The sequence below is a fragment of the Photobacterium sp. 53610 genome (assembly GCF_036409375.1).
Taxonomy (GTDB): Bacteria; Pseudomonadota; Gammaproteobacteria; order Enterobacterales; family Vibrionaceae; genus Photobacterium.
This window is the reverse complement of sequence record NZ_JAXOFS010000001.1, coordinates 633,655-653,288: the sequence shown is the minus strand read 5'-3', so window position 1 is coordinate 653,288 and position 19,634 is coordinate 633,655. Positions and strand designations below refer to the sequence as shown.

Below are 19,634 nucleotides of genomic sequence, written 5' to 3'. Positions count from 1 at the left end.
TCATACGATATGGCGACAAAAATCAGTACCCGTCACTTACAAATGGTTATGGCTGTGGCAAAAGCAGGCAGTGTGTCAGAAGCCGCCAGCGAAATCGGGCTCACTCAGTCGGCGCTCAGCCACCGGATCCGGGAAGCAGAAAGATTGCTCAATACCGAGCTGTTTTACCGGCAACATAAAAAACTGATTCCGACTAGCGCGGGCCAGCGGCTGCTGTTATCCGCATCCGTCGTGCTCAGTGAGCTGGAAAGGGCTGAAAATGATATCGATAAGCTATCGGTCGGTATTGAACATGTCATTCGGGTCGGCAATGAAGTGTTCGGGGGATATCACTGGCTGCCCCCTTTTATCAAACAGTTTGGCGAAACATATCCAAGCTATGCCGTCGAAATCATTCCGGATGTTTCCCTTGACCCGTTTACCGCGTTACGCAATGGCACGATTGATCTCGCGATTGTTTCCGGCACGATTACCCAAACCGGATTCCGCACTTTCAAATTGTTCCGGGACGAAATGGTAGCTGTCATGCCCGACCATCACCCGGATGCCGGCAAAACCTGGCTCACACCGCAGGATATCGCCTCAAATACTTACATTACCTACCATACGACCCCCGGACCCGGCCGGGAGTATGAGCAATTGTTCAGCCCAAACCAGCTGCTGCCCCCTAAAGTGATTCGTGCTGGGGTGACAGAGGCGGTTGTTGAATTTGTCAGAACGGGCACAGGCATCACCATTATGCCGACCTGGGTTGTCAAACCTTATCTGAAGGGCGGCGGTTTAAGCACCGCCAAAGTGACAAAACAGGGCCTTTACATCCATTGGCAGGCCCTGATCCGAAAGGATGAACGCCCAGATTCACCTATTGTGACTTTTGCGAAAGCGCTGAAGAAGAGCGACCTTCAGGCGCTGTAGTCTCCGGCACGGCAAACGACAAAGGCTGATAGCGCAGGCCTGCAAGTTCAGCAGGCCCGCCATTTTTCTGAAAGCCCTGAGATTCATAAAAAGAGACCGCATTCAGTGAGGAACGCACCGTCAGCTCCGGATGCCGACAATATGGCAACAGTGACTGCAACAGACACCGGGCAATCCCCTTGCCCTGCCACTCCGGTAAAACAAAAAGCATGGACAAATGGGCGCCCTGTTTCAGTTCAGCCATGCCTGTAATCACATCCTGTTCTTCATACACCAGCATGAGATTGTCTTCCTGAAGACGCAGCAACAATGCTTCCTTCGATGCAACTTTGAAAAAAGTCTGAATCCCTGCCGGGCGCAAGCTGGTCGCAACACAAGCCATAAACGATACTTTGACCAACGCTTCAACCTGTCCGACATCATCAGCTGTCATCTGCCTGATTGCCATCCGCATACTCCCCCTCAATTGAAAATCCGGTTTCAAACCCTGTGCTGACTTGGTTTCTTTTCTCTATCAGGTCTCTCTCCGAACTCTATCCGGCATTGGCCAGCATCGGCAAAACGACCCGGCGATATTCCGCCAGCGCGATGTTATCCGCAGCAATGGTTGCCGGTGCGGTTTCCTGTAAAGACGTCCAGATCACTGCTTCAGCTTCTTGGGCCGAAATCTCGCCGGTCCAATCAGTTACCACGTAATAGTGCAACCGCTGCAATTCCAGCGTTGGATGGTACAGCGTACACAACGGAAAATAACGAACGGGCGTAACGGTAAGTTCTTCTTCAACTTCGCGGTGTAAGGCCTCTTCCAGCGTTTCACCGGCTTCGACATGTCCGCCCGGTATCGCCATTAAACCCGGGTCGACCGCTTTGGTGAGTTTACGTTTTTCCAGCAGTATCTCTTCATCGCGAATCAGCATAAAGGACACGCAGTCATGAATATCTTGCATCATGGTTTCGTTCTGCCTCGTGTTGCCATCGCATGATCAGGATTAAGTTGCAACAAATCCCACTGGTTACCGTACAAATCCTCAAACACCGCAACCGTGCCGTATTCCTGCTCGCTTGGCGGACGTACAAAACGGATGCCCTCAGCGGCCATACGTTCATAGTCACGCCAGAAATCATCCGTGTTCAGAAACAGAAAGACGCGCCCGCCGGACTGATTACCGATAAAATCCATCTGCTCGGGTTTGGAAGCTCTGGCCAGCAACAGTGCAACACCGTCAGAACCCGGCGGAGAAACCACCACCCAGCGCTTGTCCTGCTCTGGCTGATAGCTGTCTTCAATCAATTCGAATTTCAGCTTATTCACATAAAAATCAATCGCTTCATCGTAGTCTTTCACCAACAATGCAACGTGAACTATGGCTTGTTTCATACCTTCAGCCTTCCGTTCTCTGGATAAAAAGTTCAGACATTCTGATTGTCTGAAGCATTAAAAGAATACATCCGGACTTCATCACGAGCGAACCAGCCCAGACGTTCATAAAAACGCTGCGCCGCCTCATTCTCGCAAAAGACAAAAAGATGCGTTTTTGCAATACCAGCCGCCGCCAGCCCTTCCACGGCTTTTTCAATCAGCATCTGACCAATCCCTTGTGAACGATGCGACTCAGAAACGGCCAGGTGCTGCAGATATCCCCTGCGCCCGTCGGTTCCCGCCAGTACGGTCCCCACGACCTTGCCCTGGTGTTCTGCCACAAAACTGGTCCCCGGATTCCGCGCCAGATAAGCTCCAATGCTTTCCGGTGAATCCGCATCCCGCAAAGATAACCCTTCAGATTCAGACCAGATATTCATCACGGCCTGATAATCATCCATCGTCATCTCCCTCAGACTGACCCTCTCCCGCGAACTCACTGAATCCGATGATATGAATGGTGCGACTTCCATGTGACCGTCCCTGTTCTCTTTTTCAACTCTCATTCGCCTTTGCGGCGATACACATATCCGCCCACCCACAACGTTTCGTCTTCTGTGTGCAGATGGATCAGATTGTCATATGCCGGATATCCCATATGAACCCCCTGAGGAAAATCCGTGAAGGGTAAAGCTGCACAGCAGACTGCGCACGCGGGATCTTCCGGGATGTTATACAGCGGGTTCGACGCTCGGGCATAAATGCCTTCTTCAGTGCGGGTATAGAGAATATATCCGCTGAAGTTTTTACCCTGATTCCATGCAGCTAATGCTTCAAGCTCAAAATGAACGGCATTGAGGCTTTCCAGACTATCCAACTCAATACACCATTTCGGTTTTCCGGCACTGAATATGCCTTGTGCCAGCATCTGAGCGGGTGATAACCCGAACCAGCCTGCCTCCGCCACATCCGAAAAATTCGGCGGAACGGCTACAGAAGGCGCCATGCTGACGCTCACCTGATCACCCTGTTTTCGCACCTGGCTGATCCCCGTCCCGGTTTCCACCGAGAATACGGATAACTTCAGATGACTGGCGGCTCCCAGCAATGCATGTCCGCAAATTGGGGCTTCTTTCGAGTCCGGATAAAAAAAGCGAAAACGCACATCGGCACAGTGGCTGTCAGATATCACAACAACCACAGGAATACCTGAGTCCATCGGATTTTCGGCCACATCCGACACAGCCATGATGTTCCCGCCCCGATCCGCACTCTTGCCAAATACCTGATAGATTTCCATGATTTACTCTAAATAAGGTTCAATAACAGACAGGCAGTGATTGACCGTCGCTTCTTTCTCTCCCACTGGGGCAACATAATGGATCGCATTTCTGGCAAACGAGATACCCGCAGATTTTGCAATCAGCCACATTGAAAGATACTGAGATGCCATGCATCCGCCAGCAGTGGCAACCGACTGGCTGGCATGAAATGGCTGCTCCAGTACCTTCAGTCCGGCATCCATTGCCCAGGGCTGCGTGGTCAGATCCGTACAAACCGGCTGATGGTTCTGAATGCCTAATGCCGGTAACCACAATACGCCCGAACACTGGGCAGCCAGCAGCTGTCTGTCCGGGTTCAGCGAAAGTGCATTTAATAAATTTTCATCGGTAACCAGCTGACGGGTACAACTGCCGCTGCCCAGAATCACCGCATCCGCCTGATTGGCATACGCAAGCGGCTGTTGTGCGGAAATTTTCAGTCCATTCATGGAAGTGACTGTCGGTGTGGGGCTGGTGATCTGTACCTGCCAGTGCTCCCCTTTCACCCGGTGAAGAATGGAATAGGCTATCAGTGAATCAAGCTCATTAAACCCGTCAAACGTGAGGATGGCGATCTTCATAGCATTGTCCCTTGCTCTCTTTTATCGTCATTGCGGCATCACTGCCTGAATTGTGTCCGGGAACAGATTAACTTGAACGAACAAAAGGTTACCAGCACTAAATTGACGATCTTATTTTCAGGTTCAACAGGTCTGCTGAAAGAAGCAATCCCCCCTCATCAACGGCTCGGATAGCCTTTTCGGGCAGACTTCAGCTTTATTCCGTGACCAGAGTTCGGGTCGCTTCTGTTTCTGATTCCGGATATAACCTGAACACACCAAAGAAGAAGCACATCAATACCAGGATGAGCAATGCCAGTCCTAATGCTGCAGCGTTAAACGACCAGTCAAACAGGTATGAACAATAAAATGCAACGAATGTATTGCCCGCCGCAATCAGGATATTCTGGGTCGCGGCTGTTCGGCCAGCAATACCGCTGAGTGTCCTTGATTGCAAAAACGAAGCGAGACTCACCGCTGCAAACGTAGTCGAAGCGCCAAAACAAAACAGCATTACCGGCAGCCACAGCAATTGTTCAAACAGCCCGTAGCACAGGAATGCAACAGCAGAGATACCCTGATTCAGCATCAGGAGAAAATCGGAAGAAAGAGACTGGAAACTCCGATGGAATTGCTTCATCAGTATCCCGGACAGAATCGCACCCGATGCATAGCTGACGCTCAGCCACGACAACCAGACGGTATCATCAGAAAATTTTGCAGCCACCAGCGGCGCCAGCAGTAGATAAAAACCTCCCAATGAAGCAGCAATGGAGAAACTGCTGGCCAGACGAACACTGAAAGCCCGGTCGCTTTTGATGAAATCAACAAAATCATGCCAGTTTAGCTGCTGAGGCTTTTCCTGTGCTTCCGCTGTGGTGTTGAAACGGCGGCGGCGATAGATGGAAAGGCTCAGCACGAAGCAGAACCCATAGATCAGTGTCATCAGATAAAAAACGGCAATTTCAGAGTACCAGGATAAAAATAACCCGGTTAGTGATAAACCAATGATCTGACCAAGCTGAGACGCTGATGTCATGCGCCCATTTACCACTTTCAATTCATCTTTTGCAGCAATTTCTCTGACCAGAACAAACAGAGACGTCCGGTAAAATGGCCGGAACACATACACCATCGCGGCAGCAATCAATAAACTGACCGAATAGAGCACGTCATAGCTCATCGCCAGAAAAAGAAACACAGACACACTCAGTGCATTAATGGCAATCAGTATCCGGGCCGGTGCATATCGGTCCGCAAAAGATCCGGCATAAAGCTGGATGAGCGTGACAATTAAAAATTCGCCGCCATAAGCTGTGGCAAATGCCCACAAACTATTCGTCTGATCGTATAAAAGTTTGCCCAGTAACAGCGTAAAAATGGCACTGGCCATCTTGGTAAAAAATTCGATATAAGCCGGAAAATTTTTCAAAACTTCACCCAGTCGATGGATTGATTCAGAGACGCGATACCAGAAAGCAAGGACACACGGGATGAACATTTGGCCCTGAAGTCAGCCTTCAGCGCTCACACCGTTGGCGCTTCGGGCTGATGCGGCACCACGACTTTCAGTCCGGGCCAGTGTTCGAGCCACTGTTTTTCTGCCACTCTTGTCTGAAAAGCCGTGAACGGACGACGTGGATTGTGCGTCAGGCAGCCGGCAAACAAAGATGTCAGGCCAAAGCAGGCAATAATATCCAGTTCTCCTGCCACACTGCGGGCCGCGACAGCCGTCTCACATTCAACCCAATAACTGATGGCATCCATCGTGCTGGTATACGGCTGATCGCCATTTCGTGTGTGCATCAGTGCCTGATTGCGAACCTGCCAAACCACAAACGGATATTCACGGTTCAGCTGTGCTTCTGTTTGCCAGGCTTTTTCCTGTGTCTGCTCAGACGGGTCGAAATAAACCACATCGACATCATTGAGCGGTGTCGGCGGGTTGTAACCATGTAAATGATCCCACACCAGATTTCGGACAAACCCGGCCCCGACATATGCTTGCGGTAAGTTCAGCGATTCTACAACGGCTAACACCGACATACGCAGATCATCCTGTCGCAGCCACTGCGACAGTCTGTCTGCCAGTTCGGCTTCCTGTTTCAACATCTGACTCATTTATTCACGATTTCCGGCGGGACCTTCGGCTGACCATCCAGGTTGAAAAAAGGATTCGGTTTGCCTTTCCCCGTCAGTTTCCAGCCCAGAATTTTCAGCATCACCCGGATCATCATTGGCCAGACCCGGTTTGTCCGCAGAATTTCTTCCGGCAAAACAGGATCAGCATGTTGCGGATAAGCATGTGCGCGAACCGGTCCGAGATGCGCTTCAGTTCTGTCTTCAGGGACAATCGCGGTTTCAATCAGTCCCACGAATGGAAAACCGGGTTTCAGGGTATTTGCAAGCGGGGTCTGACAACAGCCTGCATACCAGCGATAAAGTCCGTCCGGCGTCAAACGCAGACAGCGAATCTGTTCCGCCCCTTTTGTCCATTGGACGCTGGAAGGGCTGAGTTGAAAAATCGCGGTGCCGCGATGTGCGGTTAAGATTCTTTCCGGTTTCAACTGCTCAGCAAATGCCTGACAATCCTTGCAATAGCACACCACACGATTACCAGACGATGGCGCAGGCACCAGTGCAGTCCCCTGAACTTCCCCGCATTCACAAGCAAGACGAATTGTTGCCATACCCCTCTCTCCCTGATTGATAATTCCCGGATGCATTATTGTGTGACGGGCGGTTTTTCTTCAGAGTGCTGCGATATGACTCTTTCTGAATTGACCGCCAATCGTGCACGCAAATGTTTTGCATACTCTCTCAAACGTAACGCATTATTGGCAAACTTTTTGTTTCCGCAGGGAATCCCGCGATAAGAAATTTCCGGACTGGAATAAACAGGCAGCACCTCGTCAGCGTATGACATGATGGTCCCCTTACCAGCGCATTGATAACCAAAAGCATAAAATTTGAAGAATTGCTTTAAATGCGACGGGGTCGTTTCAATGACCTCATCCAGAGTCATTTCCGTCTGCGCTGAAAATGTATCTATATCATGCTGAGCCCAGGCCAGATGCCCCAGTTCATGCTCCAGCGTGTCTTTATCGCAGGCCATATCCAGGGTAAAAAACTGCGGAAAGACGCGGTTATTTGTCATCCCGCAATGCTCCGGCGGCAAGGCTTCAGAACGTTTACTGCTGAATATAACGCCATAATAATGATTCGGTTTTCGGGTCATTTCCTTGATGGATTCCGGGTCATAATATTCCAGCATCGAATGAACCACATTGATGCTCTCAAATTCCTGTAAATTCAATTCATCCACCTCAACAATCTGATGCAAGGTGCGATGCATCGGCACACAAGAATTCTTCAGAATCAGGTTGGCCCTGTTGATCCAGCTTTGAATCATGCCCTCCCGCACATACGGGGAATAATCATCTTTCACTTCTTTCGACAGAAAAAATGTAATCGGCGTTTTGACGACTTCTTCCTGCTGACATTTTGGTAAAATCAGGTTTTCGGGCGATGCCATAACAGAAGCAGACATCAAACAAAACAAAGAAAAGGAAATAAACGTGCGCACAGCTGACTCCGGATCATACAGAAGCCAGACAATATATACTCAACTATGCGCATTGCTTGAGTCCAAGGAAAAAACTGTGTCTGAAGACACAGTTTATCAATGAGTTATACCGCTATCTGTACCACTTCTGGTGCAATTGGGTCAGTTTGTGTGAGATGACGCCGCCATCATGCCGGAAGAAAGACGACGAGCTGCCTGATGTTCCCGAATATCTTCCAGCACGCCGTACAGACAAGGAACGACAAACAATACCAGGACACTGGATGCCAGCAATCCAAAGGTAATACTGATCACCAGCGGGATCATGACCTGCGCCTGCAGGCTGGTCTCAAAGAGCAACGGCAGCATACCTGCGATGGTGGTTGTCGAGGTCAGCAACATTGCCCTGAGCCGTTCCTCACTGGCCTTTCTTGCGGCGTCGTGCAGTGTCAGTCCCTCACCGGCATTCGCTTTTACGAATTCAACAAGCAATATGGCATTGTTCACCACAATCCCGGCCAGCGACACATAGCCCACCATGCTTGGCATGGTCAGCGGGTAACCCATCAGCATGTGTCCGCCGATCACACCAATCAGTGACAATGGAATCGCCAGCATGACAATCAAAGGCTCGGCATAGCTTCTGAACTGTATGCTCAGCAAAACAAATATCCCGACCAATCCGGCCAGAAAACCAGAACGTAATGATATCTGGGTCACCCTGCTGTTTTTCATTTCACCTTCCGCCGTCATCGTTAACCCGGGAAACCGGGCCTGCAATTCAGGCAGAAATCTTGCGAATGTATCGGTGACAACGGCTTGTGCGTTGGTGTGCTGTGTATGGACGGCACCGAAAACTGTGGCAGTCTGCTGACCATTAATTCGGTTGATGCGTGAATAATCCCGTTCAAAATGGATGTCTGCGATACTTGCAAGCGGTATCCGTGTGCCTGTGACCGGGTGAATGATGGGGAAATATTCCAGCGTTTCCAGACTGGCCGATTGCCGGGTATCCAGTTGAACATTGATTTCAACCTCATCCAGTCCCTGATAAACCTGGTCCACTTCCTCACCATGAAAGGCCTGCCTTAACTGTCTTGCGACCTGCGCAGCCTTCACCCCGGCCGCCAGGGCTTCCGGTTTAAGTGTCAGACGCAGCTCCGGACGTCCGGCCCTTAAATCATCAAAAACGTTATAAACCCCGTCATACCCCTGAAGCCATTGCTGCAGAGCAAATGAAGCCTCCGATAAAACAGCGGCATCGCGTCCCTGCAGGCGCAGTTCGATGGCCCGGCCTGCCGGACCAATCGCAGGTTCGGTGAAAATGACTTTCGTCACCTCAGGCATTGGCGGTAACGCTGCCATCCATTCGGCAGTCAGGGTATCGACATCCGTCTTGCGCCGCTCAGCGGTAAGCAGATCGACACTGATGGTTGCCAGATGAGCTCCGGTTTCGAAAGCATCCACATTCTTGTTGAAACTCACGGTCACTGCCTGTACCAGAGGCGCAGCTTCCTGCTGATTCAACGACTCGCTGGCCTGAGTCAACGCACCAAGCACGGTGTCGACGGCAGATTCCGTCTCTTCCAGCCGCGAACCGGCAGGCAGGATCAGCCTTGCTTCCAGCACATCGCCATCCATCTCCGGCAGCGCCTGAAACTTGAGGTCACCACTGGCGAGCATTGCAACGGACAAAATGAATAACGCAATACTGCCGCCAATCACTGCATAACGATACTGCATCGCCTTGTGAACAGCTTCACCCGTAGCAAGCTGCAAACGGCTGAAACCCCGATCGACCGCTTGCCTGAACCAGTTGTGTGTCTGCTGCTTTTCATGCGTCAACGTATGATGTAAATGACTGGGCAAAATCAGAAATGCTTCAATCAGACTGACCGTAATCACAATCAGTAACACAGACGGGACCACCCGCAGGATCTGCCCGATATCACCCTCAATCGACAGCAGCGCTCCGAAAATCAGAACCGTGGTTAAAAAAGACGACAGCACGCCCCGGGCAACCATGGAAACGCCTTCGGTGACCGCAGCCAGTGGCGATTTCCCCTGCCGGGACTGCGCAGCAATACTCTCGGCAATCACAATGGCATCATCCATCAGAATGCCCAGTGCCAGCAGCAGTGCAACGATGCTCATCATATTGAGCGTGATCCCCAGCGCCGACAAAAAGAAAAAGCTTGCCAGAAAGCTGACCGGCAGCCCGGCGACGACCCAGAGGGTATACCGCAGGTTGAAAAACAGCAGCAGGCTGAAGAACACCAGCACAAGCCCCTGCCAGGCGTTATCGATCAGCATTGTCAGACGATCAACCACAATGGAAGTGTTGTCCTTAGTCAGCGTCAGCTGCACGCTGTCCGGCAATTGCTGGCGTTCAGTGGCAAGAAATGCTTCAACCGCAGCCAGCACATCCAGACTGTCATCACTGGTATTTTTCGAGACATTCAGCAACGCGGCCGGATTCCCGTTAAACAGCGCAAAGTCTTCCGGATGACTGAAAGTTTCTTCGATTGTCGCGATGTCTCCCAGCTGGACCTGACTGCCGGTTTGCCCACTGAGGATCTGCAAACGTGATAAACCATCCACCGTCACACGCTGGTCGTCCACACTGAGATCATACGTCTGATGACGGGTCTCCAGATCCCCCAGCGGCAGATTGATATTCTGAGATGCAATGCTCGCGCTGATTGATTCCAGTGACAGTCCGTAAAACCTCAGTTGCTCAGGATCCAGTGACACACGCAACTGCCGGGTGGAAAAGCCTTCAATCCGAACCAGTGGAATCCCTGGTTGTCTCAGCATTTTCTCTTTCAGCTGCTCAGCCAATGCTTTGAGTTCTGGCCGCGTCAGCTGATCGGCTGTCACAGCCACGGTGACGACCGGACTCGTCCGGCCCATTTCTTCAATCACAGGTGTGTCTGCTTCGTCCGGAAAACTGTCGATACCATCCACAGCCGAACGAATATCATCCTGAAATGCTTTGAAATCTTCACCTTCCGCCATCGTCAGTGTCATCATCGCCAGACTGTTCCGGGATTCACACTGCACTTCGTCCATGGCAACAATGGCTTCGGTGGCCTCTTCCAGCGGACGGCAGATGCCATTTTCCACCTCTCGCGGACCAGCACCGGGATAAGGCACCGTCACACGAACCGTATCGGTATCAATCTTCGGGAAAGTTTCCCTCTGCAGGGTTGGTAAATAATACAGGCCCGCCAGAATAAACAGCGCCATCAGCAAGTTGGCTGCCGTCGGGTGACCAGCAAAAAACCGGATCATGGTCTGCCCTCCCCATCCGTTTTCACCAGCTCAGTTGAGGATGAAGACAGACGTTGCTGCAACGCCACGTCCTGCTGCAGGACCAGAGGCATTCCCGCCATCGCGGGCAAGAGATCACTGGTGATTACTGGCGTACCAGCCGGAATCGCATCCGGGCTGAATAATGCCAGATCCTGCATGGTCAAATCTGGCGAGGCCGGTAACCGGCGCAGCTTTGAGTCTTGATCTGCAATCAGCAAATATCCCTCATGCAACGCATGACGCGGAATGATCAGTGCGCGGATTTCTGTCCCGACCAGGCTGGCGACAACCGGCATCCCATCCAGCAAAGGTGGCTTACTGCCCGGCGTCAGATCCTGATAAGGCTGATCAATTGCCAGCCGAATGCCCAGCGTATGCGACTGTGGGTCCAGAGATTCTCCCAGACTGACAATGTGGCCGGTCCAGGACGATTCAGAAAAGCCGGGTACCCGAATCTCGGCCTCGATTCCCATCTGGGCAATCAAAGTGCCGAACACACGGGCATCCGTCACATTCACCGATTGTGTTCTGTCGCTAAAAAGGGTTTGAAAAAAAGGTTTCAGCTTCGCAACAGGAAACTGTGCCGTAACTTCCATTCGGTCAATACCGCTGGCTTCAAATAAAACTTGTCCGGTCTGCATGAACTGCGCCTGCTCCGCCTGTACCGCTGTCACCCGGCCGGTGAACGGCATGACAATCCGGGTTCGTGCCAGGTTTCGCTGTGCCTGCGCCACCTGAGTTTCCGCAACCGTCTGTCTGGCGATCAAGACCTCGCGATTAGCTGGCAGGACAGCCAGCTCATTTTCCAGCAACGCCTGTTCCTGCTGCAGCTGAATTAGCTTCTGACGCTCACCATCGACCTGAGAAGCCGACTGAGCACCACGCTGGTTCAGCGTTTGCTTTCTGTCCAGTTCCCGTCTGGCAACTTTCATCGTATCCAGAATCAGTGTCTGACGGCGTTTCAGAGTCTTGTCTGTCTGTGCCAGCTCAGCCAGGTTGGCCTTCGCAATGGCAAACTCAGCTTCTGCCTGGCTCAACGCCAGCAGGTAATCGGCCTGATCCAGTTCAACCAGGACTTCGCCCTGATTCACCAGACTGCCCTGCTTCAGCAAAGGTGAAACCCTGCTGACCCTACCCGAGACTTCAGCAATCGCTTTGACTTTCACAGAAGGTTCGATAAAACCGTGTCCGGTCAGACGAGGACGCACAAGTGACGGCGTCGCTTCAATGTAAGACACTGCGGTTGGCGAAACCTCGACCGCCTGATGCTTCACCGGGGGCCGGGTAATCACGAGCGTCACCATGACAATCACGGCACAACCGATAAACAGCGGCGCAACAGCTTTCGTTTTCAGTAACTGACGAATTTTAGCGGATTTCATCGGAGTCTCCTTGCGCCGGGAAGTAGCCAAGCCCCTGGGTCAATAACAGGGTTAAATGCTGTTTCCATGCATCTGAACGTAACACCTGACGATCCACACCCAGAACACCTTGAATCAAAGGTTCTGCAATCATGGGGAACGCCATCAGGCTGATCATGGAAGCAGTGGCAAAACGAGGATTAATCTCTGCCCGTAAAATGCCTTTTTGCTGCAAGACCGAAAACATGGTCAGCAACGCATGGCCGATACGGACAGGGAATGTTTTTACAAAATGCTCTCTCAGCCGCCCCTCACTGGCCAGCACTTCATCTTTCACCAGATTGATGAGCCATGGCTCTTCCGTCATGATGTCTGATATCGTCGACACCAGCACAGGCAGTACCCGTTCCGGCTCCGTGCCGAGTAAGCCAGCCACCTGCTGAAGCCTGCGTTGACGCATATCGCCGGTACGATCCAGTAACGCAAGAAACAGCCCTTCTTTGTTGCCGAAGTAATAACTGATCATTGCAGATTGCGTCCCGGCTTCAGCCGCCAGTTCGCGTATGGTGATGGATTTATATGATTTTCTGTTCAGCAAACGTTCGGCAGCATCAAGCAGTGCCGCCATCATCTGTGCCTGCTTTTCCGGATCCTTTGGTCTTCCTCTGGACATAAGCCTTCAATTCATTAATCAAGTGATCAACTAAAAAATAAGAGGAATCTGTCTACTTTGCAATGCCTGAAAACTGAACACAGATCAAAAATTCAGATGAAGATACAGACAACGTTCACCTTGTCCGGGTGACACATACAGCGAACACCGGCTGGCAAAACCTGAATCTGAAATCATTACTCGTGATTTGCATAATAAAATTGCCCGTCTATTTTTATTTTTGCTGACATTTGGGGTTGGCTTTTATTTATAACAATGACAATAAATGGTGGACAAATGAACAAAACAACGGATTTGGCTTTTTATCGCGAAGAAAACTTTGGGGGTACCCCTGAATACTATTCGCTCGGAGATGATGTGACGTTTCACGATGGTGACAACTTCAATGATAAATATTTATCTTTAAAAGTCATTAACCCGGTGAAAGTCAACTGCTACCAGCACTCTGATGGTTCAGGCTTTTTCAACAGCTACACCTATGGCAATTACCCAAGCCTTAAAGAAATGGGCGGACTTTCAAAGTTCCAGGTGACTGAAGTAGATACTCATTTTGCAATCAGTATGCGGTTGATTGATGTGACCGGGGGTGAGCCTCGTCAGTTCCTGATGACATTTAATGCGCATGATATCGGTGATGCACAAATCTGGTCTGGTGATCAGGAATATAGTTTATTGCCAGTCACTGAGAATAGCGATATCGTCACTTGCGCCATTTATATTCGGGACATGACAACCGGAGAATATATTGCCAATGGTTCGATGTATTTCCAGTACAATCCGCACAATGGCATTGTTGAGATCATCACACCAGCAGAAACCTTCCCATCGAATCTGACAGTAAAACGAATGGATAATACGAAGTTCGACTTCACGCTGACCAGCCGATAAAACATAGCTTCCTGTGCCTCAGCAGCAAGTGTCGAGGCACAAAATCAAATGCTTATCCTGCGATCAACATTGATTAGCCAGAGCCGTGAGGACCGCCACGGCCTTGTCTGCTTTGTCGGCAGGGACAAATATATGATCGTGGTAATACGCTGCAATCACATTCGCACTGATTCCGTGCTCAGCCAAAGCGGTGGACACAGCAGCTGTCAGTCCGACGGCTTCCAGGCTGGAATGTACCGTTAAAGTAATACAGCGAAACGTCGTATCAGAGACTGCCCCGATAGCCTCGGCGGCTGACTCTGTGACAACCAGCGTCAGTCCTTCCTGCTCTCTGAACGTTGCAATCGGCGAAAGCGCCAGATATTCAGCCACACCCCCTTTCACACTGCAAAACACATAGGCTTCCGGGCGCAATTGTGGCGACATTGAACGAAGTAAGGCTTGTAAATCCGTCATCCCTGACATTTTTCTCTCCATTTCATCTTTTGATTACAGTGATTTATACATGACAAACGTATCGACATATCCCAAAGTCCGGTGCCGGTAGGCACCAGGAATCGTCCCGACAATCTGATATCCCAGTTTCTGCCATAAAGCGACCGCGGCTTCATTTGTCGACACCACGGAATTAAACTGCATGGCCCGGAATCCAAGCGAAACCGCTATTTGCTGAGAATGTTCACACATGGCTTTTGCCACACCCCGACCACGCGCCTCTGAAGTCACCATATAACCGCAATTACAGACATGATCACCCGGCCCCATCGCGTTCGCTTTCAGGTAGTAAGAGCCCAGCAGCATACCATCCTGTTCGCAGACAAAAGTTCTCAGCGGTTGTTCACACCACAATGCATAAGCCTGAGATGCATTCATTTGCGGCTCAAACGCGTAAGTTTCCTGTTCCTGAATGATGGTCTGAAACGTGGGCCAGAATTGCTGGAAGTCTGAAGAGGTCATTTCTCGGAAAAGCATTCTGATTCCTTTTGATTGCCTGAAGAAAAGCGTGTCTATTTCGGTAAATACAATTTAGTTTGCGCTGTGACGCTGAGCATCAGCTGGAACTGTGTGACGCTCAGTATTTTTGAACATCCGGATATTGAGCTGAGACCTGTTCATGATAAATATCAGCCAGATAACCTGCCAGCTCTGACTCCTGCAAATCTGAAGGAATGACCACATCATAAACCCGGGCTCTCAGAGAAGTCTCGGATTCCATGAAGAGCAACCATTCCCCATCCTTGCGCTGAACCGACATCAGATGACCAAAGACATTAAATTTGATGAACATCATGATTCCATTCCTCCCGGGTCATGTCAGTCTCTGTTGAAACAACATAACAGCTTTTCAGGCAGGGGCAATCACAGGGTTATCTAAGTGTTTCCACTTTCGCTCGGAAGGCGTGAAGAAAGAAGATGTTCTGAGAGGTGAAACCAAAAAAATTCGGGGCTTTGCAGCCCCGCACTCAAGGAACCATAGTTCAGTTTCTTATTATAATTCCGGCGGTTGGCGACGTGGTGTCACCAAGCCATTAACTTAAGCGTATTCAATCGATCACGATATGGCGAAAAATAAACGCAAAAATACGTCAAAATTTCGTCACGATCACGAATGAAACACAGGGCTTCTGTTCAGATTGGCGTAAAATGCACGAAGAGTTAACGAAACCGGTCATTGTCAGACAGACATCAACCCGTTGTATCGATAAGTTGTACCACACCAAAACACAATGAAAGCCTGTTTGCTTTCCTGACAGCCATAAACGAATTGCAGCATCCTAGCATTGGTTTATGACAGTACAAATACGTCTTGAAAGCTTCTGAATGCACACCACAATCTGTATGAAATATACTGCATCCAATTCCTGCTGACTGAACTGATTTATCCGTCAGTTTATATGTCTCTTTCATCAGGAAGCAAAAGGATACATGATTCTCATCAGTTTTGGCAATTATTCTCTGTCCATTCATATGATGCAAATAGGAATATCATTCAATAATAACTTACCATTTCCTATTCAGATCAGACGCATACCTCAGAATTGTCTGCTCATATTTCTTAATGGAAGGACTGTTTGTTTTTTCGACAAGTAACCTCAGTACAATTTCCATCGCTTCTTTATGTCTGCCTAAATGATACAAACACATCGCATAGAATGGTTTTATTTCATCCGCATCAGGATACTCTGCAATAACTTGCTTAAAATAATCCAGTGCATCGTCATAATTTCCCAAACAACGATGAGTACAGGCTAATCCAAACAATGCTTCGAATCGATCCGAACCACTCAATTCTCCTGCCAGTGCAAGTTCATAATGCAGGACCGCTTCTTTTTCTTTTCCCTCATTGTCATAGGACCAGGCGATATGCAAATGTGCCTGTGGAGCGTACGGTGATTGGTTCTCAACTAAGGTAAAAAGTAATGCTCTGGATGCCAGATGTTCCCCTTCCCGCCTCAGTGAAACAGCGCGAGTAATCATGGTTTCCATTTGAAACTCCTTTAACTGATAAAGATAATTAGAAAATAAAACGCCGCAAACCCTTCAATGAGGAAGCATACATTCATCGTCTGAAGGTAAGACTTAAACCATTTCATCTTCATCATGAAAGGTAATATGAATGCCATCAGACAAAATAAGATATCTGTCAGCAGCCTGTTTTCCAGAATAAAACCAGACAATTTCTTATTATTCATGTCACGCATATCGACCCATCGTTCAAGAAGCAATGATCGCTCTAAAAGAATGGCATCCTGTTTTTGGACAGTTTTACAATTTCCCGCATCGACATTTCTTCTTACCAGGACCTTATTCTGAACGATGCCTAACTCGCAGGTATGCCTTTTCCTGAATCCTTCAATATTGCGGAATAAACCATCACCGTACTGGGTGGCGCACGAAGAAAAAACAGATCGGCGAACACAATCAATGCAATAATCCAGATGAATATCCAGGCAGGCAACATATACTGACGTTCAAATATCAGATTCATCGGACTCTCTTTATTTTCCAGGCCACGACATCCCCTTCTGACCGTCTTTTACCCCACTAAGATTCACCAGGAATTACTTCAGCCTTAGCCCTGAACCACCGGCCTCCCAAGACACACACAGCCAAACCGAGAAAAATGAACCCCGCACCTAAAATTTCTGATTCTGCCATTCGCTCACCAAGCAGCAAAGCCGCTGTAATCATCCCGACCACAGGGATCAGCAAGGCAAAAGGAGTGACTGTGGCAGCAGGATAACTCTTCAGTAAGTGTCCCCATAAAGCAAACGCCAGGAGGGTCGAAATATAACTGACATAGGATATTGCCAGCCAGGTCTCTGTTTTTGCTGCGAGTAATAACGAAATTGGGTCAGATGTTTCTGTGAAGTAAGAAATGACGAGCAACGGAGCCGGCGGAACCAGACTCACCCAGACCATAAAATGTAACAGGTTCACCCCTTTCATACGTTTCATAATGCTGTTCGCAATTGCCCAGCAGAAGGCAGCCGCAAGGATCATCACAAGACCCAGGGCAGTGATATTTCCGCCACTTTCCATCAGAAATAAGCTGAAGCCTGTGCTCGCAATCAAGATTCCTATGGCATGATGCTTGCCGATCGCTTCTTTGTAGAGCAACACGCTCAGGCCAATCGTAAAAAATACCTGCGCCTGCAAAATCAGGGAAGATAAACCTGCCGATGCATCCGCTTTCATTGCGATAAATAACAGCCCGAATTTCAATACACCGAGAAACAGCCCGACGCCAAGTACGTTGAACACCGATGTCTTTGGAAAAGGCACAAAAAAGACAGCCGGTAACGCAACCACAGCAAACCGTAATGCAGAAAATAAAATGGGTGGCAGTGTTTCCAGACCGATTTTAATCGCAGAAAAATTCACGCCCCAAATCAGAACAACCAGCAACGCTGTGGCGATATCTTTTGACTTCATGTTTCATTCCTTGATTCAACAGCAGCATCAGGCTTTGTGGACGACAAATTCACCCTTTCCGACCGGTAACAGGCAAGACGTCAACGTGTCTTTGGTACTTAAATAGGCCATAAAGTCTTCCAGTTCATGCCGGTGTGACATGGCATTGTCACACACCAGTACCCCGCCTGAAGACAATCGGCTTAAAAGGTCATCTGCATACGCCAGATATGATGAACGATCAGCATCCAGAAAAATCAGATCGAACATCTGCTGGCTGCCACGAAGAAATTCGCCGGCGTCAGCCTGAACCTGCACAATGCGATCCTGCAGTTCTGCGCGGGCAAAGTTCTCGGCTGCCATCTGAGCTTTATCAGCAAGCTTTTCAACCGTCACAACTTTGCCGGATGCCGGAAGCGCTGATGCCAGCCAAAGCGTGGAATATCCGTTTGAAGTGCCGATTTCCAGCACCAGCTCCGCTTTGGAAGCCTTCACCATGACAGCCAGAAACTCACCTGTGTCACGGGTGATATTCAGCAGTTTTTTGGCTCGGTTCGTTTCACTCGCATCATTCTGTTCACCCAAAATTTCGAGCTCATGCAGCAAGTCTGATAGCGGCATACTTCCTCCCTGAAAGCGCAGTCATGAAGTTGTGGATCTCATCTGACGACAGATGAAAATGATATGCAGCGAGAAACATATCAGGTGTGCAGGGTTTGGGCAATGCTGGCCGGGCAACAAAAAAAGGCTGCACAAGGCAGCCAAGCATCACAACTAACTGGGCTTTTATGCCCATTCTTATACCGTTCAACATCTATCTGCACTGGCAGATGAATGTATCAGTTAGATGTAACGACCCACTGAACGGTGATATTAAACTTTATGATGAAATTAATTGAATTAGTTATCCTTTGCGCAAGGCACAACCAACTTTTCCTGATAACCGCACATGACCGGATAACTAGTCGCATGCCGGATATCAGGCACTTCCGTCAGCACATGATCTTTATAATGCCGCCATGTATATTCAGCCATCCGGACACAGTAGGCAGGGTTTGAGTCGGCATGACATAACTGTCTGGCACGAAGTAAAGCCGACATTTCGACCTTGCACTGTTGGATCTGTTCCTCATCCTGATAGAGCTGAGAACATAACGACAACTGATCTTCATTTGTTGAAACTGCTTCGCGTGAAATATCACGCCAATGGATTTTGGATGACGCACAAGCACAGAGAAAACTGCAGAGTTGCAAAATCAGCAACCACCGAATCCACATAACAAGCCCTTCCTTTCGCTTTAACCCTATAAAAAAGCGACCGTTAAGGAATGGTTCATAAATGTCAGGGGCCGTAAAAAAGCCATGCTTCCGCATGGCTGACTTTTAAACTGAGGTGCTGCGCATCTCTTCGTTAGTGATGTACCGCGGCTGGACGGGATTCCGATTCACCATAAGCCTTTCTGAGCTCAGTCACTGCCGTGCTCGGGCCAAGGATCAAAGATACAAACGCAACACCGCCGACTAATAAGACTCCCCCCACGACAGGCCCCACAACAAAACAATAGAACGCCAGAAAAGGCAGATATACGGTATAGCGAAGTACCGTTAACAAAATAGCTCTGAAGAAAAAGATTGTGTTCATCATCATCTGTACCTCTGAAATAAAATTGAGCGCGCTCATTTATGCTAATTTGAGCGCGCTCAATTTTCAAGGGTATCACTGATACTTTTTTCCCGATGCGTTATTATGGTGGCAAAAG

The 19,634-nt window shown here is 49.4% G+C and carries 23 protein-coding genes; 2 read left to right on the top strand and 21 right to left on the bottom strand.

Annotation, left to right across the window (positions count from 1 at the left end; genetic code table 11):
- Nucleotides 1–9: 9 nt before the first annotated feature.
- Nucleotides 10–915: a LysR family transcriptional regulator gene (locus SPK40_RS03120; protein WP_330959400.1), complete on the top strand. Its 906-nt coding sequence runs from the start codon at nucleotides 10–12 to the stop codon at nucleotides 913–915.
- Here SPK40_RS03120 and SPK40_RS03115 read toward each other — a convergent pair.
- The 13 genes from SPK40_RS03115 to SPK40_RS03055 form a co-directional block, all read right to left on the bottom strand.
- Nucleotides 863–1,363 carry a GNAT family N-acetyltransferase gene (locus tag SPK40_RS03115; RefSeq protein ID WP_330959399.1) on the bottom strand — a complete coding sequence of 167 codons (501 nt, stop codon included), beginning with the start codon at nucleotides 1,361–1,363 and terminating at the stop codon, nucleotides 863–865. The two genes, SPK40_RS03120 and SPK40_RS03115, sit on opposite strands and share 53 nt — an antisense overlap.
- Nucleotides 1,364–1,448: 85 nt before the next feature.
- Nucleotides 1,449–1,862: an NUDIX domain-containing protein gene (locus SPK40_RS03110; protein ID WP_330959847.1), complete on the bottom strand. Its 414-nt coding sequence runs from the start codon at nucleotides 1,860–1,862 to the stop codon at nucleotides 1,449–1,451.
- Nucleotides 1,862–2,293, bottom strand: coding sequence for a VOC family protein (locus SPK40_RS03105; protein WP_330959398.1), 432 nt, complete (start codon nucleotides 2,291–2,293; stop codon nucleotides 1,862–1,864). The genes SPK40_RS03110 and SPK40_RS03105 overlap by 1 nt, the downstream gene beginning before the upstream one ends.
- A 32-nt stretch (nucleotides 2,294–2,325) precedes the next feature.
- A complete protein-coding gene (locus SPK40_RS03100) occupies nucleotides 2,326–2,742 on the bottom strand; it encodes a GNAT family N-acetyltransferase (protein ID WP_248141659.1) in 417 nt (138 codons plus the stop codon).
- Nucleotides 2,743–2,837: 95 nt separating this feature from the next.
- Nucleotides 2,838–3,575 carry a PhzF family phenazine biosynthesis protein gene (locus tag SPK40_RS03095; RefSeq protein ID WP_330959397.1) on the bottom strand — a complete coding sequence of 246 codons (738 nt, stop codon included), beginning with the start codon at nucleotides 3,573–3,575 and terminating at the stop codon, nucleotides 2,838–2,840.
- Between the two features lie 3 nt (nucleotides 3,576–3,578).
- On the bottom strand, nucleotides 3,579–4,178 hold the full coding sequence (locus SPK40_RS03090; protein ID WP_330959396.1) for a DJ-1/PfpI family protein: 600 nt from the start codon (nucleotides 4,176–4,178) through the stop codon (nucleotides 3,579–3,581).
- A gap of 196 nt (nucleotides 4,179–4,374) precedes the next feature.
- Entirely contained in the window at nucleotides 4,375–5,589 is a 1,215-nt protein-coding gene (locus SPK40_RS03085) for an MFS transporter (RefSeq protein ID WP_330959395.1), read from the bottom strand.
- A gap of 95 nt (nucleotides 5,590–5,684) precedes the next feature.
- Nucleotides 5,685–6,278: a nucleotidyltransferase family protein gene (locus tag SPK40_RS03080; RefSeq protein WP_330959394.1), complete on the bottom strand. Its 594-nt coding sequence runs from the start codon at nucleotides 6,276–6,278 to the stop codon at nucleotides 5,685–5,687.
- On the bottom strand, nucleotides 6,275–6,847 hold the full coding sequence (locus tag SPK40_RS03075) for a DUF6151 family protein (RefSeq protein ID WP_330959393.1): 573 nt from the start codon (nucleotides 6,845–6,847) through the stop codon (nucleotides 6,275–6,277). Before SPK40_RS03075 ends, SPK40_RS03080 begins: the two co-directional genes overlap by 4 nt.
- A gap of 35 nt (nucleotides 6,848–6,882) precedes the next feature.
- On the bottom strand, nucleotides 6,883–7,707 hold the full coding sequence (locus tag SPK40_RS03070; RefSeq protein WP_330959392.1) for a hypothetical protein: 825 nt from the start codon (nucleotides 7,705–7,707) through the stop codon (nucleotides 6,883–6,885).
- 177 nt (nucleotides 7,708–7,884) lie between these two features.
- Entirely contained in the window at nucleotides 7,885–11,016 is a 3,132-nt protein-coding gene (locus tag SPK40_RS03065) for an efflux RND transporter permease subunit (RefSeq protein WP_330959391.1), read from the bottom strand.
- Nucleotides 11,013–12,419 (bottom strand): efflux RND transporter periplasmic adaptor subunit, encoded by a 1,407-nt coding sequence (locus SPK40_RS03060; protein WP_330959390.1) that lies wholly within the window; start codon nucleotides 12,417–12,419, stop codon nucleotides 11,013–11,015. The genes SPK40_RS03065 and SPK40_RS03060 overlap by 4 nt, the downstream gene beginning before the upstream one ends.
- Nucleotides 12,406–13,071 (bottom strand): TetR/AcrR family transcriptional regulator, encoded by a 666-nt coding sequence (locus SPK40_RS03055; RefSeq protein ID WP_330959389.1) that lies wholly within the window; start codon nucleotides 13,069–13,071, stop codon nucleotides 12,406–12,408. The genes SPK40_RS03060 and SPK40_RS03055 overlap by 14 nt, the downstream gene beginning before the upstream one ends.
- 276 nt (nucleotides 13,072–13,347) lie before the next feature.
- Between SPK40_RS03055 and SPK40_RS03050 the strand changes: the two genes are divergently transcribed.
- Nucleotides 13,348–13,959 carry a beta/gamma crystallin domain-containing protein gene (locus SPK40_RS03050; protein WP_248140466.1) on the top strand — a complete coding sequence of 204 codons (612 nt, stop codon included), beginning with the start codon at nucleotides 13,348–13,350 and terminating at the stop codon, nucleotides 13,957–13,959.
- 63 nt (nucleotides 13,960–14,022) lie between these two features.
- Here the strand turns inward: SPK40_RS03050 and SPK40_RS03045 are convergent, their stop codons facing one another.
- The 8 genes from SPK40_RS03045 to SPK40_RS03010 form a co-directional block, all read right to left on the bottom strand.
- The gene (locus SPK40_RS03045; RefSeq protein ID WP_330959388.1) at nucleotides 14,023–14,424 is read right to left on the bottom strand and encodes an ACT domain-containing protein; all 402 of its coding nucleotides are present in this window, start codon (nucleotides 14,422–14,424) and stop codon (nucleotides 14,023–14,025) included.
- 24 nt (nucleotides 14,425–14,448) lie between these two features.
- Nucleotides 14,449–14,931, bottom strand: a complete 483-nt coding sequence (locus tag SPK40_RS03040; RefSeq protein ID WP_330959387.1) for a GNAT family N-acetyltransferase — start codon at nucleotides 14,929–14,931, stop codon at nucleotides 14,449–14,451.
- Between the two features lie 100 nt (nucleotides 14,932–15,031).
- Nucleotides 15,032–15,250 (bottom strand): DUF7661 family protein, encoded by a 219-nt coding sequence (locus SPK40_RS03035; RefSeq protein WP_330959386.1) that lies wholly within the window; start codon nucleotides 15,248–15,250, stop codon nucleotides 15,032–15,034.
- A 710-nt stretch (nucleotides 15,251–15,960) separates the two neighbouring features.
- Nucleotides 15,961–16,446: a tetratricopeptide repeat protein gene (locus SPK40_RS03030; RefSeq protein WP_330959385.1), complete on the bottom strand. Its 486-nt coding sequence runs from the start codon at nucleotides 16,444–16,446 to the stop codon at nucleotides 15,961–15,963.
- A gap of 558 nt (nucleotides 16,447–17,004) precedes the next feature.
- Complete coding sequence (locus SPK40_RS03025) at nucleotides 17,005–17,895, bottom strand: EamA family transporter (protein ID WP_330959384.1); 891 nt, start codon at nucleotides 17,893–17,895, stop codon at nucleotides 17,005–17,007.
- Between the two features lie 27 nt (nucleotides 17,896–17,922).
- Nucleotides 17,923–18,495: an O-methyltransferase gene (locus SPK40_RS03020; protein WP_330959383.1), complete on the bottom strand. Its 573-nt coding sequence runs from the start codon at nucleotides 18,493–18,495 to the stop codon at nucleotides 17,923–17,925.
- Nucleotides 18,496–18,774: 279 nt separating this feature from the next.
- On the bottom strand, nucleotides 18,775–19,035 hold the full coding sequence (locus SPK40_RS03015) for a hypothetical protein (protein WP_330959382.1): 261 nt from the start codon (nucleotides 19,033–19,035) through the stop codon (nucleotides 18,775–18,777).
- A gap of 250 nt (nucleotides 19,036–19,285) precedes the next feature.
- Complete coding sequence (locus SPK40_RS03010) at nucleotides 19,286–19,522, bottom strand: hypothetical protein (protein WP_248140473.1); 237 nt, start codon at nucleotides 19,520–19,522, stop codon at nucleotides 19,286–19,288.
- Nucleotides 19,523–19,634: the final 112 nt, after the last annotated feature.